Genomic DNA, 17242 nt, shown 5'->3' on the forward strand with positions numbered 1-17242 from the left:
GTAGCCGAAGCCCGGCTCCAGCGGCTCGATCACGAACCGGGAGCGGAATTCGTCGACGACCTCTTCGGTCAACGAGGGACGCTGAGCGATCAGCATGGTGTGAATCCTTCAGTCATGGGCGCCCGCTATTTGACGCCCTGCTGTTACTGCAAGGGTACGGGCGGCACCCCTCCGAGGAGACGTACCGCCCGAAAGCCCGGTCAGACGCGAGACAACCGTGCGTCAGACGCGGCGGCGCTTGGGCGGACGGCAGCCGTTGTGCGGGGTGGGAGTGACGTCCTGGATCGAGCCGACCTCGAGGCCCGTGGCCTGGAGGGAGCGGATCGCGGTCTCACGGCCGGAGCCGGGACCCTTGACGAACACGTCCACCTTGCGCATGCCGTGCTCCTGCGCGCGACGGGCAGCCGACTCGGCGGCCATCTGCGCGGCGAACGGAGTGGACTTGCGCGAGCCCTTGAAGCCGACGTGGCCGGCGGAGGCCCAGGAGATCACGTTGCCCGCGGGGTCCGTGATCGAGACGATCGTGTTGTTGAACGTGCTCTTGATGTGCGCGTGGCCGTGAGCGACGTTCTTCTTTTCCTTGCGGCGCACCTTCTTGGCAGCGCCCTGACGACCCTTGGGGGGCATCTATTACTCCTACGGGGAGGTGGTCGGTCCTACAGCGAAGACCGCTGGTGAAGCGTTGTCCGCTGAGGACTACTTCTTGCCCGGCTTCTTCTTGCCGGCGATGGCGCGACGCGGGCCCTTGCGGGTACGGGCGTTCGTGCTGGTGCGCTGACCGTGGACGGGCAGGCCACGACGGTGACGAATACCCTGGTAGCAGCCGATCTCGATCTTGCGGCGAATGTCGCCCTGGATCTCGCGACGGAGGTCACCCTCGGTCTTGATGTTGGCGTCCACGTACTCGCGGATCTTGACCAGCTCCTCCTCGGAGAGGTCACGAACACGCGTGTTGGGGTTCACGCCAGTCTCGGCCAGCGTCAGCTGGGAAAGCGTCCGGCCGATGCCGAACACGTAGGTGAGGGCGACCTCCACGCGCTTTTCGCGCGGGATGTCAACACCGGAAACGCGTGCCATTCAATGGCTCCAGTTGTCGTTCGGAGGTCTTCCACAGAACCGGATCCCGCCCGCCGTCGTCCTCTGATCCGTGGATCGAGAATTCGGTACGAACCGGGTCCCCGGCCTCCGACCGGGGGTGTCAGGCCTGATGCGAGTCAGCCCTGGGTTCCGCGTATGAACATGTACTGCTTGCGTCGCGCGAAGTATCTGCGGATGCAGAAGGTGCGGTCGTGCGTCAGCCCTGGCGCTGCTTGTGGCGCGGGTTTTCGCAGATGACCATGACCCGACCATGACGGCGGATCACCCTGCACTTGTCGCAGATCTTCTTGACGCTCGGCTTGACCTTCATTAGGTGAGGTTCTCCGGGTCAGTGCCACCCCCCGCGTCCCGGAACCGGGAACACGGAGCAAGGCAAGATCTACTTGTACCGGTAGACGATCCGGCCACGGGTCAGGTCGTACGGAGACAACTCCACCACGACCCGGTCGTCAGGGAGGATGCGGATGTAGTGCATGCGCATCTTGCCGCTGATGTGTGCCAGGACCTGGTGGCCGTTCTGGAGCTCGACCTTGAACATGGCGTTCGGAAGAGACTCGACGACAGTGCCCTCGATCTCGATGGCACCTTGCTTCTTGGCCACGCTTCGCCCTTCGAATCGACTACCTTGATCGACTCCGCACGAGCGCATGCAGACATGCGGGTGCACGAGAGCCGACGAGTCAGTCTACGTCAGGGCTCTCGGAAAGACGAATTCGTCTCCGGCGTCCTCCGCCACTCATGACGATGCCCCACCCGTCGGCGTGGTATGCGCGAGGAGCAGGGCGGACCGCTGACACACGGTCGGCTGGAAGGGGTGGCGCGGAGGTGAGTTGAACGCCACAGCGAAAGAGAGACGCGAAGAGAAGCGCAGGGGGAGAACGGAACGCGAGCACGGATCCCAGGGATCCTGCTCGCGTTCCGCACGGCGGTCGCCTCAGCCTGCCAGGGGGTCCGGAGCCGTCGTGACGCCGTACTCGGCGAGCTTCGCCCGGCCGCCGTCCGGTGCCGTGAGGACGAGCGGTCCGTCCTCCGTCAGCGCCACGGAGTGCTCCCAGTGCGAGGACCAGGTCCCGTCCGTGGTGATGACGGTCCAGTCGTCCTCCAGGACCTCGGTCCGCGGTGTGCCGAGGGACACCATCGGCTCGATCGCGAGGCAGAACCCGGGGACAAGCTTCGGGCCCTTGCCGCGCTTGCGTTCGACGTAGTTCAGCAGGTGCGGGTCCATGTGCATCTCGGTGCCGATGCCGTGGCCGCCGTAGTCCTCGACGATCCCGTACTTGCCGCCGCCCGGCTTCGGCTGCCGGCGGATGTACGTCTCGATGGCCCGGGACACGTCCACCAGCCGGTTGCCCAGCTTCATGGCCGCGATGCCGGCCCACATCGACTCCTCGGTCACCCGGGAGAGCTCGACCAGCTCCGGAGCGTGGCCGGAGCCCACGAACGCGGTGAACGCGGCATCGCCGTGCCAGCCGTCCACGATCGCCCCGGCGTCGATGGAGATGATGTCGCCGTCCTTCAGGACGGTCTTGTCGTCCGGGATGCCGTGGACGACGACCTCGTTGACCGAGGTGCAGATCGTCGCGGGGAAACCGCCGTACCCGAGGAAGTTGGGCTTGGCGCCGTACTCGGCGAGCACCTTGCGCGCGACCTCGTCCAGATCCCGGGTCGTCGCTCCGGGCACGGCCGCCTCTCCCGTGGCCGCATGGATGGCGGCGACGACCAGCCCCGCCTCACGCATCTTGGCGATCTGCTCGGGGGTCTTGATCTGCACCATGGTGGCTGCGGCCTTTCTGGACCGGGACGACGGACTGTCTCAACGAGGAACTACCCCAACGATACGGGGACCCGACCCCACCCCGCCCGGGACCTTGGACCTCTTCCCGCGCAGGGCTCACGGCCCTCCCCGTCGCGCACGTCGGCCGCGGCACCCGTTCCGGGTGCCGCGGCCGATGCGACGTACTGCTTCACACGCCCGCGGTACACGTGCACCGCGGAGCGGATCCCGCACGAGACCTAGGCGGCCTCGCGGGACAGCGCCTCCATGGCGCGTGCCGTGACCTCTTCCACCTTGCCGAGCGCGAGGATCGTGACGACCAGGCTCTGGGCCCGGTAGTAGTCGATGATCGGCTCGGTCTGCGTGTGGTAGACCTCCAGGCGCTTGCGGACGGTCTCCTCGGAGTCGTCGTCGCGCTGGTACAGCTCGCCGCCGCAGACGTCACAGACGCCCTCCTGCTTGGGCGCCTTGTACGACACGTGGAACACGTGCGCCGAGTCGTTGCGGCAGATGCGACGGCCCGCGATACGGCGGACCACCTCGTCCTCGGGGACCTCCAGGTCCAGCACCGCGTCCAGCTTCATGCCCTCGGTGCTCAGCATCTCGTCGAGCGCCTCGGCCTGCGAGACGTTGCGCGGGAAGCCGTCGAGCAGGAAGCCGTTCTCCGCGTCGGGCTGCTCCATGCGGTCCTTGGCCATGGCGATGGTGACCTCGTCGGGTACCAGATCGCCCTTGTCCATGTAGGACTTCGCCAGCTTGCCCAGCTCCGTCTGCCGACTGATGTTGGCGCGGAACAGGTCGCCCGTGGAGATGTGCGGGATCCCCAGATTCTTGGCGAGGAACGCAGCCTGCGTTCCCTTCCCGGCACCGGGCGGCCCGACGAGGACGATTCGCATCAGCGGAGGAACCCTTCGTAATTGCGCTGCTGAAGCTGACTCTCGATCTGCTTCACCGTCTCGAGGCCGACACCCACGATGATCAGGATGCTTGTGCCACCGAACGGGAAGTTCTGGTTTGCCCCGAAACCAACCAACGCCACTGTCGGTACGAGAGCGATCAGCCCCAGATACAGCGAACCCGGCCAGGTGATCCGGTTGAGTACGTAGCTGAGGTACTCAGCGGTCGGCCGGCCAGCCCGGATGCCCGGGATGAAGCCACCATACTTCTTCATGTTGTCGGCTACTTCCTCGGGGTTGAACGAGATCGCCACGTAGAAGAACGCGAAGAAAACGATCAGAAGGAAGTACATCGCGATGTAAATCGGGTGGTCACCCTTGGTCAGGTTGTTCGTGATCCACGTCTTCCACCCTGAATTGCCCTTGGAGAACTGGGCGATGAGGCTCGGGATGTAGAGCAACGACGACGCGAAGATGACAGGAATCACACCTGCCTGGTTGACCTTCAACGGAATGTAGGTCGACGTGCCACCGTACGAACGGCGGCCGATCATGCGCTTCGCGTACTGGACCGGGATCCGCCGCTGCGCCTGCTCGACGAAGACCACCAGGCCGACCATGAACAGGCCCACCAGGATCACCGTGCCGAACTCGATCCAGCCGTCCGCCAGCTTGCCCTGGATCTTGACGGTCCACAGGGCGCTCGGGAAGGTCGCGGCGATCGAGATGAACATGAGGATCGACATGCCGTTGCCGATGCCGCGGTCGGTGATGAGCTCACCGAGCCACATGACGACGCAGGTACCAGCGGTCATCGTGACGACCATCGTGATCGTGGTGAAGATCGACTGATCCGGCACGATCTGGTTGCCGACCGGGCAGGTACCGAACAGGGCACCGCTACGAGCCGTCGCGACCAATCCGGTGCCCTGGAGGATGGCCAGAGCGACCGTCAGGTACCGCGTGTACTGCGTGATCTTCGCGGTGCCGGCCGAGCCCTCCTTCTTGAGGGCTTCCAGGCGCGGAATGACCACGGTCAGCAGCTGCAGGATGATGCTCGCCGTGATGTACGGCATGATCCCGAGCGCGAAGATGGTGATCTGCAGCAGCGCGCCGCCACTGAACATGTTGATCAGGCTGAACAGTCCGCGGTTCTTGTCGGCCATGTCCATGCACGTCTGGACGTTCTTGTAGTCCACGCCGGGGATCGGAATGTGGGTACCGACCCGGTAGACGACGATGATGGCCAGCGTGAAGAGCAGCTTCTTGCGCAGGTCGGGCGTCCTGAACGCCCGGGCGAACGCGGTGAGCACGGTGCCTCCTGCGACCCCCGCGCTACTGCGCGGTAGGTGACGGTGTTGAGTATCGGTAACTAGCAGGTAGGTCCTGCGCGCACGGGCCACTTGGCCTGTGACACAGCAACCTGCCATACCCTACCGGGGACAGACACCCGCCGGGGAACCACCGATCGAGTCTACCGTCACCCTGTGCGGGTCTTGCGTGTGGACCACAGCCCGACCTCCGGTTCGGTCGTTCAGCGCCGCTGCAGCCAAGAGCCGAGACAGAAGAACTGACCTCACTACTGCCTCCAGCGACCTATCACCGAACGAGCAGCCTGTTGTCGGCGACAGGCGAGCGGTTGCCTCCGCAGGCTGACATCAACGCTGTGAGTACGTCCAGGCGAAGTCGATCCGCCCTCCAGCGCACACTCTTGCCCTCCGCCCCGAAGCAACATGAAGGGCATGAGATCGATCAGATTGACCGGTTTCAGCCACTTACGTCAGCTATGGCCCTATCTGCGTTCTGCTTCCATGCCTTCAAATTGCGACGCAACTCAGCGAGTTCCTCCCGCCTCTCATCGATCACCCTCGCTTCGTACGAGGACTGAACTCTGGAGGCAACTGCGAGATAGTCCACCGTCTGCTTGCAAGCCATATCTGCTACTGCGGTGCCCTTCTCGATTTCGCTGGGCACACTTCCGCTCCAACGCCGATCGTCCAAGGCACTCTCAGGGGTTTTGTACCGGTACCCCTTTTTGGACATACAGGCCGACCAGGAACTTATCAGCTCCAGGTACCGACGGTCCCGCTTCGTTGCGGAAATCGCATCGAGCCGCATGATCCCGATCTGCGCGTCGCCCAAAGAAGTGGGACTGGTCTTCTGGAGTTGCTTGAGCTCGATCCCGCCCCCTTCAATCTTTTTAGGGACTCTTGAGTTCCTGGTGAGCCGATCAGCCGCGACACCGACGCATCCACCACGAGGGACGGTAGTCCCCTTGTATTTCTTGAGACTCCCATCGAGCAGGCCGCGCTGCACTTCGGGGGCTTTTTTGTCCCAACCAGAATCGCCCGAACCGACCCTTCCATCGGGCGCGTTGTATCCAAATTTTCTCGCCTGAGATGCGGAGAAGACCAGGAACTCGGAGTGCTTGCGCCTGGCTGACACCTCCCGAGGCACCGGCATGGGATGGTCGACATATCCCAGATGCGTCAGACACCGATTGGTGAGCAACGCTTCCGCACGGTGCAATCTCAGAGTAAGTCCGGACGGGGGTAGATAGGCGTCCAAGGGAGTGGACACAGTGCTCGCGTCCAGGGCATTCCGCGGACTCGGGACACTGACATCGGGTCGCGCTGCCGGGTTGCTCGAGCAGCCGACAGCGGCTGCGAGCGAAAAGAAGATGACGATGCACTTGCGCATTCTTGACTTCCACATACGCCGGAGCGGCCAGCCCCCGCGAGGACCGGCCGCTCGATGGATCACTTAGCAGCCGAACTTCGAGTACGACGAAAACTCATCGTTGAAGTTGGCGTAAGCGCCGGCGAGGTTGCCGCCCCAACCCTTGGGGATGTCCATCTGGATTCCGCTCATATCCTTGTTCCAGAAGAGGCTGTATCCGTCACAGGAAGTGCCGGTGCCCGCCGTGTACGAGGAAATGGCGTCGTTGATGTTTCCACCATGGTTGTACCAGTTATTATTACCGTTGGTGAAGTTGACATCCGGCGAACCCAGGTCGAAATATCCATCGCTTGCATGCCGGTCGTAAAGACGGTAAACGCACAGCTCAGTACTGGCGCATGTGCCGTTGCCCGAACCGGCCGCACTCGCAGAGGTTGCGAAACCCAGAACTGCGACTGCCCCCATAGAAAATGCCGTCACAGCTACGCCAAACATGCGAGTCTTTCGCATTAGGATTCTCTTCCCCTCGATAAAGGCAACGAATGCCTGGATCATTAGAGCAAGGGGGAAGGCGAAAAATAGGCTGCCTGTCGCGCTCGGTCACTGCGCACCCAGACACACCCTCCCCCGAATTCCATCATCGATCAATGGCTGGTCCGGCCAAATCGACGACCTTATGAAACTATTATTAAACTGATCATGCTGTCAAGTGACATTTGCGAGGAACTCGCAATCGCGCCATTCACGGAAGGGGGCAGCACGGAGGTTGCGAGCAAGCATTGCCAGGTGCATGACAAGAATGGTCAACTCCCCACCCTCTCCCAAGTGTTCGAGAGTGCCTGCACGCCGAGGAGCACAGGGTGCGTGAGCGGCGAACCCGGACGCAGGATGTTCCCGATCCCACCCCTAGGAACGACCAACCGGGGATGCCCCTTTTGTGGGGCATCCCCGGTCGGGATCGCTCATGTCATCGAGGTGTCTGAAATCAGACGAGCTCGGTGACCGTACCGCCTGCGGCGGTGATCTTCTCCTTGGCGGAGCCGGAGACGGCGTCGACCGTCACCTGCAGCGCCACGGAGATCTCGCCCTGGCCGAGCACCTTGACGAGGCTGTTCTTGCGAACGGCACCCTTGGCGACGAGACCCTCGACGGTGACATCGCCACCGTCCGGGTACAGCGCGCCCAGCTTGTCGAGGTTCACGACCTGGAACTCGGTCTTGAACGGGTTACGGAAGCCCTTCAGCTTCGGAAGGCGCATGTGGAGGGGCATCTGGCCACCCTCGAAACGCTCCGGAACCTGGTAACGAGCCTTCGTGCCCTTGGTACCACGACCAGCCGTCTTACCCTTCGACGCCTCACCACGACCAACACGGGTCTTGGCGGTCTTGGCGCCCGGGGCGGGACGAAGGTTGTGGATCTTGAGCGGGTTGTTCTCCGCCATGATCTAGTCGACCTCCTCGACCGTCACGAGGTGGCGGACGGTGTGAACCATTCCGCGGAACTCGGGGCGGTCCTCCTTGACGACCTGCGTGTTGATGCCCTTGAGACCAAGGGAACGCAGGGTGTCACGGTGGTTCTGCTTGCTGCCGATGTACGACTTCGTCTGCGTGACCTTGAGGCGAGCCATCAGGCACCCGCCCCTGCACGCGCCCGAAGGAGAGCCGCGGGGGCGACGTCCTCGAGGGGCAGACCACGGCGAGCCGCGATCTCCTCGGGACGCTGCAGACCCTTGAGGGCCGCCACGGTCGCGTGCACGATGTTGATCGCGTTGGACGAGCCGAGCGACTTCGACAGGATGTCGTGCACGCCGGCGCACTCCAGGACAGCTCGCACCGGGCCACCGGCGATAACGCCGGTACCGGGGGAAGCAGGCTTGAGCAGGACGACGCCCGCAGCCTTCTCGCCCGTGATCGGGTGCGGGATGGTGCCCTGGATACGGGGGACCTTGAAGAAGTGCTTCTTGGCCTCTTCAACACCCTTGGCGATCGCGGCCGGCACCTCCTTGGCCTTGCCGTAACCGACACCGACGGTGCCGTCACCATCGCCCACCACGACCAGCGCGGTGAAGCTGAAGCGACGACCACCCTTCACAACCTTGGCGACGCGGTTGATCGCGACAACGCGCTCAACGTACGCGGTCTTCTCGGCAGCAGCTGCGCCGCCGTCACGGCCCTTCCGGTCCCGCCGCTCGCCGCCACCGGCACCGCCACCGCGGCGCTGGGGTCCAGCCATTGGAATTACCTCTCTCTGTTTCCGCTAGCTACGGAACCGACTCAGAACTTGAGTCCGGCTTCGCGGGCGGCGTCCGCCAGGGCAGCAATGCGCCCGGCGTACTGGTTTCCACCACGGTCGAATACGACAGCCTCGACACCGGCGGCCTTGGCGCGCTCGGCGACAAGGGCGCCGACCGACTTGGCCTGGGCGGACTTGTCGCCCTCGCCACCGCGGACCGTGGTGTCCAGGGTCGACGCCGACGCCAGGGTGTGACCCTTAACGTCGTCGATGACCTGGGCCACGATGTGGCGGTTGGAGCGCGTCACGACCAGGCGCGGACGCTCAGCCGTACCCGAGATGTGCTTACGGATCCGGATGTGACGACGCTTGATGGCAGCACGCTTGTAAGCGTCGCCCTTAGCAATCTTGACACCGTATGCCATGGCTTACTTACCCGCCTTTCCGACCTTGCGGCGGATGACTTCGCCTTCGTACTTGACACCCTTGGCCTTGTACGGGTCGGGCTTCCGCAGCTTGCGGATGTTGGCCGCAACCTCTCCGACCTTCTGCTTGTCGATGCCCTCGACCGAGAAGTGCGTCGGGTTCTCGACCTTGAACGAGATGCCCTCGGGCGCCTCGACCGTGATCGAGTGGCTGTAGCCGAGCGAGAACTCCAGGTTGGAGCCCTTCGCCAGGACGCGGTAACCGACACCGCTGATTTCGAGCTTCTTCACGTAACCCGCGGTCACGCCGGTGATCATGTTCGCCACCAGCGTGCGGGACAGGCCGTGGAGGGCCTTGTTCTGACGCTCGTCGTTCGGGCGGGTGACATTGAGAATGCCGTCCTCACCCTTGGCGACCTCGATCGGCGCCGCGACGGTGTGGGAGAGGGCGCCCTTGGGGCCCTTCACCTGGACCGTACGGCCGTCGATGGTGACGTCCACGCCGGCGGGAACCGTGATGGGGAGCTTGCCAATACGCGACATAGCTGTTTCCTCCGTTCCCTTCCGCTACCAGACGTAGGCGAGAACTTCTCCGCCTACGCCCTTCTTGCCGGCCTGCTGTCCAGTGAGGAGACCGTGCGACGTGGAGATGATCGCCACGCCGAGGCCACCGAGCACCTTGGGCAGGGAGGTGGACTTCGCGTACACACGCAGACCAGGCTTCGAGATCCGCTTGATGCCCGCAATGGAGCGCTCACGGTTCGGGCCGAACTTCAGCTCGAGGACGAGCTTCTTGCCGACCTCGGCGTCCTCGACCTTCCAGCCGGTGATGAAGCCCTCCTGCTGGAGGATCTCTGCGATGTGCGACTTGATCTTGCTGTGCGGCATCGCGACATCGTCGTGGTACGCCGAGTTCGCGTTACGCAGACGAGTAAGCATGTCTGCGATGGGATCAGTCATGGTCATGAATTGGCCTTCGGCCTCTCTCGCCGGGGTTTCCTGTATGCGCCATCCCTCTCCCCACTCAGTGGCGGGACGGGTGCGGTGCGGGGACCTACGGCGTAGTAAGTCGTACGGGCGTCAGGCGCCCAACCCTCCTAGCCTAAGGCATGGAGAGGTGGGCACCTGACAGAGCCCTTTACTTACCGAGAGCCCTGGAATCCCTTGTTAGGGGGACTACCAGGAGCTCTTGGTCACGCCCGGCAGCTCGCCACGGTGAGCCATCTCACGAAGGCAGACGCGGCACAGGCCGAACTTGCGGTACACGGAGTGCGGACGACCGCAGCGCTGGCAGCGCGTGTAGCCACGCACACCGAACTTGGGCTTACGAGCAGCCTTGGCAATCAGAGCCTTCTTCGCCATCTCGCTTACGCCTCCTTGAAGGGGAAGCCGAGGTGACGGAGAAGGGCGCGGCCCTCAGCGTCGTTGGTCGCCGTGGTCACCACGGTGATGTCCATACCCCGGACGCGGTCGATCTTGTCCTGGTCGATCTCGTGGAACATGACCTGCTCCGTGAGACCGAAGGTGTAGTTGCCACGGCCGTCGAACTGCTTGGGGGACAGACCGCGGAAGTCGCGGATGCGCGGAAGCGCGAGCGACAGGGTGCGGTCCAGGAACTCCCACATGCGGTCGCCACGGAGGGTGACGTGCGCACCGATCGGCTGACCCTCACGCAGCTTGAACTGCGCGATGGACTTCCGGGCCTTGGTGATGGCCGGCTTCTGACCGGTGATGGTGGTCAGGTCACGGACGGCACCGTCCATGAGCTTCGAGTCACGGGCGGCGTCGCCGACACCCATGTTGACCACGATCTTGACGAGACCCGGGGTCTGCATGACGTTCTCGTAGGAGAACTCTTCCTGCAGCTTGCCCGCGATCTCCTCGCGGTACTTCGTCTTGAGACGCGGAATGGTGGTGGTAGCCATCAGATGTCCTCACCCGTCCGCTTGGCAACGCGGATCTTGTTGCCCTCGTCGTCGAAGCGGTAACCGACGCGCGAGACGACCTTGTTGCCGTCCTTCTCAACGACCAGCTGGACGTTGGAGACGTGGACGGGCGCCTCGGTCGTGACGATGCCACCAGCCTGCGAGCCCTTGGCCGTCGGGCCGGCCTTCGTGTGCTTCTTGACCCGGTTGACACCCTCGACCAGGACGCGCTCGTCGCGCGGGTAAGCGGCAATGACCTTGCCCTGCTTGCCCTTGTCCTTACCGGTGATGACCTGAACCAGGTCGCCCTTCTTGATCTTCATGCTTACAGCACCTCCGGCGCGAGCGAGATGATCTTCATGAACTTCTTCTCGCGCAGCTCACGGCCCACCGGGCCGAAGATACGGGTGCCGCGAGGGTCGCCGTCGTTCTTCAGAATGACGGCGGCGTTCTCGTCGAAACGGATGTACGAGCCGTCCGGACGGCGGCGTTCCTTGACGGTGCGAACGATGACCGCCTTGATGACGTCACCCTTCTTCACATTGCCGCCGGGGATCGCGTCCTTGACGGTGGCGACGATGACGTCACCGATGCCCGCGTAGCGGCGACCGGAGCCACCGAGCACACGGATGCAAAGGATTTCCTTCGCACCAGTGTTGTCGGCGACACGGAGTCGCGACTCCTGCTGGATCACGTCTATCTCCTGATTGTCTGCCGGTTCCCGGGGCGGGGTCGGCCTTTACGGCGACCCCGCCCCGAGCCTGGCGGAACCAACCTGAGGGATACCCCTCAGGTAATTACTTGGCCTTCTCGAGGATCTCGACGATGCGCCAGCGCTTCGTCGAGGACAGCGGCCGGGTCTCCATCAGGAGGACGCGGTCGCCGACGCCGGCGGCGTTCTGCTCGTCGTGGGCCTTGAGCTTGCTCGTACGGCGGATGACCTTGCCGTACAGGGCGTGCTTCACGCGGTCCTCGACAGCGACGACGACGGTCTTGTCCATCTTGTCGCTGACGACCAGACCCTCACGGGTCTTGCGGAAACCGCGGTCGGTCTTCTGCTCAGTCACGTTGCTCTCGCTCATCAGGCGCTCTCCACCGTCTCGATGCCCAGCTCGCGCTCACGCATCAGGGTGTAGATCCGCGCGATGTCCTTGCGGACGGCCTTGAGCCGACCGTGGTTCTCGAGCTGACCGGTCGCCGCCTGGAAGCGGAGGTTGAACAGCTCTTCCTTGGCTTCGCGGAGCTTCGCGAGAAGCTCCTCGTCACCCAGTTCGCGCAGCTCGGACGCCTTGGTACCGGCCGACATCACGCTTCACCTGCCTCGCGCTTGACGATCCGGCACTTCATCGGCAGCTTGTGGGCTGCGCGAGTGAGGGCCTCACGGGCGATCTTCTCGTTGGGGTAGGACAGTTCGAACATGACCCGGCCCGGGTGCACGTTCGCGATCCACCACTCGGGCGAACCCTTACCGGAACCCATGCGGGTCTCAGCAGGCTTCTTCGTGAGCGGGCGGTCCGGGTAGATGTTGATCCAGACCTTGCCGCCACGCTTGATGTGGCGGGTCATCGCGATACGAGCGGCCTCGATCTGGCGGTTCGTCACGTACGCCGGCGTGAGGGCCTGAATGCCGTACTCGCCGAACGAAACCTGCGTACCGCCCTTGGCCTGACCACGGCGCTTCGGGTGGTGCTGCTTGCGGTGCTTGACCCTACGGGGGATCAGCATGTCGGTCAGGCCTCCGTTCCGGTGCTCTCAGCCGGAGCGGCAGCCGCCGGAGCCTCGGCCTTGGGGGCCTCGGCAGCGGGAGCCTGCTGCGGCTTACGACCGCGACCGCCACGCTCGCCACCGCGGCCACCACGGCCGGCCGGGCGGTCGTTGCCGCCACCACGGGCCGGGCGGTTGCCGGCGCGGGCAGCAGCGTTCTCGGCGCGGACCTCGGCGATGTTCTTGACATCGCCCTTGTAGATCCAGACCTTCACACCGATACGGCCGAAGGTCGTCTTGGCCTCGAAGAAGCCGTAGTCGACGTTCGCGCGGAGCGTGTGCAGGGGCACACGGCCCTCGCGGTAGAACTCCGAGCGGGACATCTCGGCGCCGCCGAGGCGACCGCCGCACTGGATCTTGATGCCCTTGGCGCCGGCCTTCATCGTGCCCTGCATGCTCTTACGCATGGCGCGACGGAAGGAGACGCGGGAGGACAGCTGCTCGGCAACGGCCTGGGCAACCAGCTGAGCATCGGTCTCGGGGCTCTTGACCTCGAGGATGTTCAGCTGGACCTGCTTGCCCGTGAGCTTCTCGAGGTCGCCGCGGATGCGGTCGGCCTCGGCGCCACGGCGGCCGATGACGATGCCAGGACGCGCGGTGTGGATGTCCACCCGCACGCGGTCACGGGTGCGCTCGATCTCAACCTTCGAGATACCGGCGCGCTCCATGCCGGACGACATCATCCGACGGATGGCGACGTCTTCCTTGACGTAGTCCTTGTACAGCTTGTCGGCGTACCAGCGGGACTTGAAGTCCGTGGTGATGCCGAGCCGGAACCCATGCGGGTTAACCTTCTGGCCCATTACCGGGTTCCTTCCTTGCTGCTGACGACCACGGTGATGTGGCTGGTCCGCTTGCGGATCCGGTAGGCACGGCCCTGGGCGCGCGGCCGGAACCGCTTCAGGGTCGGACCCTCGTCGACGTAGGCCTCAGAGATGACGAGGCTGCCGGCGTCGGTGTGGTCGTAGTTGTGTGCGGCGTTGGCAATGGCGCTGTCAAGCACCTTGCCGACCGGCACGCTCGCGGCCTGCGGGGCGAAACGCAGGACCGCCTGAGCCTCCGTGGCATCCATGCCACGGATAAGGTCCACCACTCGGCGGGCCTTCATGGGCGTAACGCGGATGTACCGCGCCTGGGCCCTGGCTTCCATGGTTGTCCTTCCAGTGTCTGTCATGGTCGATTCCACCCCGCGTTAGCGGCGCTTCGACTTCCGGTCGTCCTTGACGTGACCCCGGAAGGTGCGCGTCGGCGAGAACTCGCCGAGCTTGTGGCCGACCATCGACTCGGTGACAAACACCGGGATGTGGGTCTTGCCGTTGTGCACCGCGATCGTGTGGCCGAGCATGGCCGGGATGATCATCGAGCGACGGGACCAGGTCTTGATGACGTTCTTGGTACCGGCTTCGTTCTGTACGTCCACCTTCTTTACAAGGTGTCCGTCGACGAAGGGTCCCTTCTTGAGACTGCGCGGCATCTAAACCCGCTCCTAGCGCTTCTTGTTCGTCTTGCGGCGGCGGACGATGTACTTGTTCGAAGCCTTCTTCGGCGAACGAGTACGACCTTCCTTCTGACCCCACGGGGAGACCGGGTGGCGACCACCGGAGGTCTTGCCCTCACCACCACCGTGCGGGTGGTCAACCGGGTTCATCGCCACACCGCGGACGGACGGGCGAACGCCCAGCCAGCGCTTACGGCCGGCCTTACCCCAGTTGATGTTGCTCTGCTCGGCGTTACCGACCTCGCCGACCGTGGCGCGGCAGCGCTGGTCGACCAGGCGGATCTCACCCGACGGCATGCGGAGGTGGGCCATGGTGCCCTCCTTCGCGAGCAGCTGCACCGAGGCACCGGCGGAGCGGGCGAACTTGGCGCCGCCACCGGGACGGATCTCGATCGCGTGGATCGTGGTACCGACCGGGATGTTGCGGAGCGCCAGGTTGTTGCCCGGCTTGATGTCGGCCCCAGGACCGTTCTCGACGCGGTCACCCTGCGACAGGTTGCGGGGGGCGAGGATGTAGCGCTTCTCGCCGTCCGCGTAGTGAAGCAGCGCGATGCGCGCGGTGCGGTTGGGGTCGTACTCGATGTGCGCGACCTTCGCCGGCACGCCGTCCTTGTCGTGACGACGGAAGTCGATCACTCGGTAGGCGCGCTTGTGTCCGCCACCCTGGTGGCGAACGGTCACACGACCGGCGTTGTTACGGCCGCCCTTGCTGTGCAGCGGGCGGACCAGCGACTTCTCCGGCGTGGACCGCGTGACCTCGACGAAGTCGGCGACGCTGGAGCCACGACGGCCCGGCGTAGTCGGCTTGTACTTGCGGATTCCCATTTCTCAGTCCTCGTCCGATATTCGGACCAGGGCGCTCCGTTAGGAGGCCTGGCCGAAGATGTCGATACGGTCGCCCTCAGCGAGGGTCACGATCGCGCGCTTACTGTCAGCACGCTTGCCGAAGCCCGTCTTGGTGCGCTTGCGCTTGCCCTGACGGTTGATCGTGTTGACCCCGGTGACCTTGACCGAGAAGACCGCCTGGACGGCCTGCTTGATCTGGGTCTTGTTGGCCCGCGGGTCGACGACGAAGGTGTACTTGCCCTCGTCGAGCAGCGCGTAGCTCTTCTCCGAGACGACCGGCTTGAGGAGGACGTCACGGGGGTCCGTGAAGCTCTTGCTCAGCGGGGTCTCGACGGTGTTCTTGCCTTCGGCCTCGTGGCGCTTCGCCTTGGCGACGCGCGCGACCTTCTTGGCCTTGGCGGCCTTCGAGGCAATGCTCGGGTGACGCGTAGCCATCAGGCTTCGCTCCCTTCGGTGTCAGCGGCCTGGGGGCCAGACACGAAGGACTCGAAAGCGGCCTGAGTGAAGACCACGTCGTCCGAGACGAGAACGTCGTACGTGTTCAGCTGGCCCGGCTCCAGGATGTGGACCTGGGGCAGGTTGCGCGCGGAAAGCAGCGCGGCCTCGTCGGAGCGCTCGATGACCAGGAGCACGTTCTTGCGCTCGCTGACCTTGCCGAGGAAGCTCTTCGCGGCCTTGGTGGAGGGGGTCTCGCCCTCGATCACGCCGGTGATGACGTGGATGCGAGCGTTGCGGGCCCGGTCGGTGAGGGCGTGGCGCAGGGCCGCGGCCTTCATCTTCTTCGGGGTCCGCTGCGAGTAGTCACGCGGGGTGGGGCCGTGAACGACGCCACCGCCGGCGAACTGCGGCGCGCGGGTCGAGCCCTGACGGGCGCGGCCGGTGCCCTTCTGGCGGTAAGGCTTGCGGCCACCACCACGGACCTCGCCACGACGCTTGACCTTGTGCGTGCCCTGACGGGCCGCGGCCAGCTGCGCGACGACAACCTGGTGGAGCAGCGGAATGCTGATCTTCTCTACATCGAAGATCTCGGCCGGGAGCTCAACGGTCCCGGCGTTGTCGCCGGAGGGCGACAGAATGTCAATGGTGCTCATGCGTCAGGCCCCCTTGGCCGCGGTACGGACCAGGACGAGGCCGCCGTTCGGACCGGGGATCGCTCCCTTGATGAGGAGCAGGCCCTTCTCCGCGTCAACGGCGTGAACGGTCAGGTTCTGGGTGGTGACCCGCTCGTTGCCCATGCGGCCCGCCATGCGGACGCCCTTGAACACACGGCCCGGGGTGGCACAGCCACCGATGGAGCCGGGAGAGCGGTGCTTGCGCTGGACACCGTGTCCGGCGCCGAGGCCCTTGAAGTTGTGACGCTTCATGACACCGGCGAAGCCCTTGCCCTTGCTCTTGCCGGTCACGTCCACCTTGATGCCGGCCTCGAACACCTCAGCGGTGATCTCCTGGCCGAGGGTGTACTCGCTGGCACCAGCGGTACGGATCTCGACGAGGTGGCGGCGGGGCGTGACGTCGGCCTTGGCGAAGTGACCCTTGAGGGGCTTGTTCACCTTGCGAGGGTCGATCTCGCCGAAGGCGATCTGGACCGACTCGTAGCCGTCGGAGTCATTCGTGCGGACCTGGGTCACGACGTTCGGGCCGGCCTTGACGACGGTGACGGGAACAACACGGTTGTTCTCGTCCCACACCTGCGTCATGCCGAGCTTCTCGCCCAGGATTCCCTTGATCTGCTTAGCCATTCTCAGATCACCGATCCCTAGAGCTTGATCTCGATGTCGACACCGGCCGGGAGGTCGAGTCGCATCAGAGAGTCAACGGTCTTCGGAGTCGGGTCGAGGATGTCGATGAGGCGCTTGTGCGTGCGCATCTCGAAGTGCTCGCGCGAGTCCTTGTACTTGTGCGGCGACTTGATGACGCAGTACACGTTCTTCTCAGTGGGCAGCGGCACCGGGCCCGCGACCGACGCACCAGTGCGCGTCACCGTCTCGACGATCTTCTTCGCCGAGGAGTCGATGACCTCGTGGTCGTAGGCCTTGAGCCGGATGCGGATCTTCTGTCCCGCCATGGCTACTCAGTAGTCCTTTGTCTAGTGAAACGCTCTGGAA

At 64.4% G+C, this 17242-nt stretch carries 30 protein-coding genes; all 30 read right to left on the reverse strand.

Annotation, left to right across the window (positions count from 1 at the left end):
- Window positions 1–222: 222 nt before the first annotated feature.
- Window positions 223–627 (reverse strand): 30S ribosomal protein S11, encoded by a 405-nt coding sequence (gene rpsK, locus ACIRQH_RS39125; RefSeq protein WP_006376016.1) that lies wholly within the window; start codon window positions 625–627, stop codon window positions 223–225.
- A 69-nt stretch (window positions 628–696) separates the two neighbouring features.
- The gene (gene rpsM, locus ACIRQH_RS39130) at window positions 697–1077 is read right to left on the reverse strand and encodes a 30S ribosomal protein S13 (RefSeq protein ID WP_081218901.1); all 381 of its coding nucleotides are present in this window, start codon (window positions 1075–1077) and stop codon (window positions 697–699) included.
- 217 nt (window positions 1078–1294) lie between these two features.
- A complete protein-coding gene (gene rpmJ / locus ACIRQH_RS39135) occupies window positions 1295–1408 on the reverse strand; it encodes a 50S ribosomal protein L36 (RefSeq protein WP_003998809.1) in 114 nt (37 codons plus the stop codon).
- A gap of 69 nt (window positions 1409–1477) precedes the next feature.
- Entirely contained in the window at window positions 1478–1699 is a 222-nt protein-coding gene (infA, locus tag ACIRQH_RS39140) for a translation initiation factor IF-1 (protein WP_003948620.1), read from the reverse strand.
- A gap of 333 nt (window positions 1700–2032) precedes the next feature.
- On the reverse strand, window positions 2033–2872 hold the full coding sequence (gene map / locus ACIRQH_RS39145) for a type I methionyl aminopeptidase (protein ID WP_404230213.1): 840 nt from the start codon (window positions 2870–2872) through the stop codon (window positions 2033–2035).
- Between the two features lie 239 nt (window positions 2873–3111).
- Window positions 3112–3768: an adenylate kinase gene (locus ACIRQH_RS39150; protein WP_388878720.1), complete on the reverse strand. Its 657-nt coding sequence runs from the start codon at window positions 3766–3768 to the stop codon at window positions 3112–3114.
- On the reverse strand, window positions 3768–5081 hold the full coding sequence (gene secY / locus ACIRQH_RS39155) for a preprotein translocase subunit SecY (protein ID WP_404230216.1): 1314 nt from the start codon (window positions 5079–5081) through the stop codon (window positions 3768–3770). Before secY ends, ACIRQH_RS39150 begins: the two co-directional genes overlap by 1 nt.
- 454 nt (window positions 5082–5535) lie before the next feature.
- Window positions 5536–6297, reverse strand: coding sequence for a hypothetical protein (locus ACIRQH_RS39160; protein WP_404230219.1), 762 nt, complete (start codon window positions 6295–6297; stop codon window positions 5536–5538).
- 234 nt (window positions 6298–6531) lie between these two features.
- Window positions 6532–7002, reverse strand: coding sequence for a hypothetical protein (locus ACIRQH_RS39165; protein WP_404230222.1), 471 nt, complete (start codon window positions 7000–7002; stop codon window positions 6532–6534).
- Between the two features lie 430 nt (window positions 7003–7432).
- Window positions 7433–7888 (reverse strand): 50S ribosomal protein L15, encoded by a 456-nt coding sequence (gene rplO / locus ACIRQH_RS39170; protein WP_358821055.1) that lies wholly within the window; start codon window positions 7886–7888, stop codon window positions 7433–7435.
- 3 nt (window positions 7889–7891) lie between these two features.
- Window positions 7892–8074, reverse strand: coding sequence for a 50S ribosomal protein L30 (gene rpmD / locus ACIRQH_RS39175; protein ID WP_055553514.1), 183 nt, complete (start codon window positions 8072–8074; stop codon window positions 7892–7894).
- Window positions 8074–8679: a 30S ribosomal protein S5 gene (gene rpsE / locus ACIRQH_RS39180; RefSeq protein WP_037694140.1), complete on the reverse strand. Its 606-nt coding sequence runs from the start codon at window positions 8677–8679 to the stop codon at window positions 8074–8076. The genes rpmD and rpsE overlap by 1 nt, the downstream gene beginning before the upstream one ends.
- A gap of 41 nt (window positions 8680–8720) precedes the next feature.
- Window positions 8721–9104 carry a 50S ribosomal protein L18 gene (gene rplR / locus ACIRQH_RS39185; RefSeq protein ID WP_067367094.1) on the reverse strand — a complete coding sequence of 128 codons (384 nt, stop codon included), beginning with the start codon at window positions 9102–9104 and terminating at the stop codon, window positions 8721–8723.
- A 3-nt stretch (window positions 9105–9107) separates the two neighbouring features.
- Entirely contained in the window at window positions 9108–9647 is a 540-nt protein-coding gene (gene rplF, locus ACIRQH_RS39190; RefSeq protein WP_358821056.1) for a 50S ribosomal protein L6, read from the reverse strand.
- A gap of 24 nt (window positions 9648–9671) precedes the next feature.
- Window positions 9672–10070 carry a 30S ribosomal protein S8 gene (gene rpsH, locus ACIRQH_RS39195; RefSeq protein WP_081218894.1) on the reverse strand — a complete coding sequence of 133 codons (399 nt, stop codon included), beginning with the start codon at window positions 10068–10070 and terminating at the stop codon, window positions 9672–9674.
- Between the two features lie 210 nt (window positions 10071–10280).
- Window positions 10281–10466 (reverse strand): type Z 30S ribosomal protein S14, encoded by a 186-nt coding sequence (locus ACIRQH_RS39200; RefSeq protein WP_003948630.1) that lies wholly within the window; start codon window positions 10464–10466, stop codon window positions 10281–10283.
- 5 nt (window positions 10467–10471) lie between these two features.
- Window positions 10472–11029 carry a 50S ribosomal protein L5 gene (rplE, locus tag ACIRQH_RS39205; protein ID WP_358821057.1) on the reverse strand — a complete coding sequence of 186 codons (558 nt, stop codon included), beginning with the start codon at window positions 11027–11029 and terminating at the stop codon, window positions 10472–10474.
- Window positions 11029–11352 (reverse strand): 50S ribosomal protein L24, encoded by a 324-nt coding sequence (gene rplX, locus ACIRQH_RS39210; RefSeq protein WP_358821058.1) that lies wholly within the window; start codon window positions 11350–11352, stop codon window positions 11029–11031. Before rplX ends, rplE begins: the two co-directional genes overlap by 1 nt.
- Before the next feature lie 2 nt (window positions 11353–11354).
- Entirely contained in the window at window positions 11355–11723 is a 369-nt protein-coding gene (rplN, locus tag ACIRQH_RS39215) for a 50S ribosomal protein L14 (protein WP_003992364.1), read from the reverse strand.
- A 103-nt stretch (window positions 11724–11826) separates the two neighbouring features.
- Window positions 11827–12111, reverse strand: a complete 285-nt coding sequence (gene rpsQ / locus ACIRQH_RS39220) for a 30S ribosomal protein S17 (RefSeq protein WP_037626988.1) — start codon at window positions 12109–12111, stop codon at window positions 11827–11829.
- Entirely contained in the window at window positions 12111–12335 is a 225-nt protein-coding gene (gene rpmC / locus ACIRQH_RS39225) for a 50S ribosomal protein L29 (RefSeq protein ID WP_003998824.1), read from the reverse strand. Before rpmC ends, rpsQ begins: the two co-directional genes overlap by 1 nt.
- Window positions 12335–12754 carry a 50S ribosomal protein L16 gene (rplP, locus tag ACIRQH_RS39230; RefSeq protein WP_010986348.1) on the reverse strand — a complete coding sequence of 140 codons (420 nt, stop codon included), beginning with the start codon at window positions 12752–12754 and terminating at the stop codon, window positions 12335–12337. Before rplP ends, rpmC begins: the two co-directional genes overlap by 1 nt.
- Before the next feature lie 5 nt (window positions 12755–12759).
- Window positions 12760–13596, reverse strand: a complete 837-nt coding sequence (gene rpsC / locus ACIRQH_RS39235; protein ID WP_358821059.1) for a 30S ribosomal protein S3 — start codon at window positions 13594–13596, stop codon at window positions 12760–12762.
- Complete coding sequence (rplV, locus tag ACIRQH_RS39240; protein ID WP_006604878.1) at window positions 13596–13943, reverse strand: 50S ribosomal protein L22; 348 nt, start codon at window positions 13941–13943, stop codon at window positions 13596–13598. Before rplV ends, rpsC begins: the two co-directional genes overlap by 1 nt.
- A gap of 42 nt (window positions 13944–13985) precedes the next feature.
- Window positions 13986–14267, reverse strand: coding sequence for a 30S ribosomal protein S19 (rpsS, locus tag ACIRQH_RS39245; RefSeq protein WP_024755409.1), 282 nt, complete (start codon window positions 14265–14267; stop codon window positions 13986–13988).
- A gap of 12 nt (window positions 14268–14279) precedes the next feature.
- The gene (gene rplB / locus ACIRQH_RS39250) at window positions 14280–15116 is read right to left on the reverse strand and encodes a 50S ribosomal protein L2 (RefSeq protein ID WP_081218889.1); all 837 of its coding nucleotides are present in this window, start codon (window positions 15114–15116) and stop codon (window positions 14280–14282) included.
- A 39-nt stretch (window positions 15117–15155) separates the two neighbouring features.
- Window positions 15156–15572 (reverse strand): 50S ribosomal protein L23, encoded by a 417-nt coding sequence (gene rplW, locus ACIRQH_RS39255; protein WP_189190335.1) that lies wholly within the window; start codon window positions 15570–15572, stop codon window positions 15156–15158.
- Window positions 15572–16228, reverse strand: coding sequence for a 50S ribosomal protein L4 (gene rplD, locus ACIRQH_RS39260; protein WP_081218887.1), 657 nt, complete (start codon window positions 16226–16228; stop codon window positions 15572–15574). Before rplD ends, rplW begins: the two co-directional genes overlap by 1 nt.
- Before the next feature lie 3 nt (window positions 16229–16231).
- Complete coding sequence (gene rplC / locus ACIRQH_RS39265; protein WP_358821060.1) at window positions 16232–16876, reverse strand: 50S ribosomal protein L3; 645 nt, start codon at window positions 16874–16876, stop codon at window positions 16232–16234.
- Between the two features lie 17 nt (window positions 16877–16893).
- Window positions 16894–17202, reverse strand: coding sequence for a 30S ribosomal protein S10 (gene rpsJ, locus ACIRQH_RS39270; protein ID WP_003948644.1), 309 nt, complete (start codon window positions 17200–17202; stop codon window positions 16894–16896).
- Between the last annotated feature and the right edge of the window lie 40 nt (window positions 17203–17242).

The sequence above is a fragment of the Streptomyces sp. NPDC102279 genome (assembly GCF_044766365.1).
In the GTDB taxonomy this organism is placed as follows: Bacteria; Actinomycetota; Actinomycetes; order Streptomycetales; family Streptomycetaceae; genus Streptomyces.

What these genes read in the sequence shown, in the direction of transcription:
- rpsK (WP_006376016.1), bottom strand. Translation starts at nt 627, where the DNA reads ATGCCCCCCAAGGGTCGTCAGGGCGCTGCCAAGAAGGTGCGCCGCAAG.
- rpsM (WP_081218901.1), bottom strand. Translation starts at nt 1,077, where the DNA reads ATGGCACGCGTTTCCGGTGTTGACATCCCGCGCGAAAAGCGCGTGGAG.
- rpmJ (WP_003998809.1), bottom strand. Translation starts at nt 1,408, where the DNA reads ATGAAGGTCAAGCCGAGCGTCAAGAAGATCTGCGACAAGTGCAGGGTG.
- map (WP_404230213.1), bottom strand. Translation starts at nt 2,872, where the DNA reads ATGGTGCAGATCAAGACCCCCGAGCAGATCGCCAAGATGCGTGAGGCG.
- ACIRQH_RS39150 (WP_388878720.1), bottom strand. Translation starts at nt 3,768, where the DNA reads ATGCGAATCGTCCTCGTCGGGCCGCCCGGTGCCGGGAAGGGAACGCAG.
- ACIRQH_RS39165 (WP_404230222.1), bottom strand. Translation starts at nt 7,002, where the DNA reads ATGATCCAGGCATTCGTTGCCTTTATCGAGGGGAAGAGAATCCTAATG.
- rplO (WP_358821055.1), bottom strand. Translation starts at nt 7,888, where the DNA reads ATGGCGGAGAACAACCCGCTCAAGATCCACAACCTTCGTCCCGCCCCG.
- rpmD (WP_055553514.1), bottom strand. Translation starts at nt 8,074, where the DNA reads ATGGCTCGCCTCAAGGTCACGCAGACGAAGTCGTACATCGGCAGCAAG.
- rpsE (WP_037694140.1), bottom strand. Translation starts at nt 8,679, where the DNA reads ATGGCTGGACCCCAGCGCCGCGGTGGCGGTGCCGGTGGCGGCGAGCGG.
- rplR (WP_067367094.1), bottom strand. Translation starts at nt 9,104, where the DNA reads ATGGCATACGGTGTCAAGATTGCTAAGGGCGACGCTTACAAGCGTGCT.
- rplF (WP_358821056.1), bottom strand. Translation starts at nt 9,647, where the DNA reads ATGTCGCGTATTGGCAAGCTCCCCATCACGGTTCCCGCCGGCGTGGAC.
- rpsH (WP_081218894.1), bottom strand. Translation starts at nt 10,070, where the DNA reads ATGACCATGACTGATCCCATCGCAGACATGCTTACTCGTCTGCGTAAC.
- ACIRQH_RS39200 (WP_003948630.1), bottom strand. Translation starts at nt 10,466, where the DNA reads ATGGCGAAGAAGGCTCTGATTGCCAAGGCTGCTCGTAAGCCCAAGTTC.
- rplE (WP_358821057.1), bottom strand. Translation starts at nt 11,029, where the DNA reads ATGGCTACCACCACCATTCCGCGTCTCAAGACGAAGTACCGCGAGGAG.
- rplX (WP_358821058.1), bottom strand. Translation starts at nt 11,352, where the DNA reads ATGAAGATCAAGAAGGGCGACCTGGTTCAGGTCATCACCGGTAAGGAC.
- rpsQ (WP_037626988.1), bottom strand. Translation starts at nt 12,111, where the DNA reads ATGAGCGAGAGCAACGTGACTGAGCAGAAGACCGACCGCGGTTTCCGC.
- rpmC (WP_003998824.1), bottom strand. Translation starts at nt 12,335, where the DNA reads ATGTCGGCCGGTACCAAGGCGTCCGAGCTGCGCGAACTGGGTGACGAG.
- rplP (WP_010986348.1), bottom strand. Translation starts at nt 12,754, where the DNA reads ATGCTGATCCCCCGTAGGGTCAAGCACCGCAAGCAGCACCACCCGAAG.
- rpsC (WP_358821059.1), bottom strand. Translation starts at nt 13,596, where the DNA reads ATGGGCCAGAAGGTTAACCCGCATGGGTTCCGGCTCGGCATCACCACG.
- rplV (WP_006604878.1), bottom strand. Translation starts at nt 13,943, where the DNA reads ATGGAAGCCAGGGCCCAGGCGCGGTACATCCGCGTTACGCCCATGAAG.
- rpsS (WP_024755409.1), bottom strand. Translation starts at nt 14,267, where the DNA reads ATGCCGCGCAGTCTCAAGAAGGGACCCTTCGTCGACGGACACCTTGTA.
- rplB (WP_081218889.1), bottom strand. Translation starts at nt 15,116, where the DNA reads ATGGGAATCCGCAAGTACAAGCCGACTACGCCGGGCCGTCGTGGCTCC.
- rplW (WP_189190335.1), bottom strand. Translation starts at nt 15,572, where the DNA reads ATGGCTACGCGTCACCCGAGCATTGCCTCGAAGGCCGCCAAGGCCAAG.
- rplD (WP_081218887.1), bottom strand. Translation starts at nt 16,228, where the DNA reads ATGAGCACCATTGACATTCTGTCGCCCTCCGGCGACAACGCCGGGACC.
- rplC (WP_358821060.1), bottom strand. Translation starts at nt 16,876, where the DNA reads ATGGCTAAGCAGATCAAGGGAATCCTGGGCGAGAAGCTCGGCATGACG.
- rpsJ (WP_003948644.1), bottom strand. Translation starts at nt 17,202, where the DNA reads ATGGCGGGACAGAAGATCCGCATCCGGCTCAAGGCCTACGACCACGAG.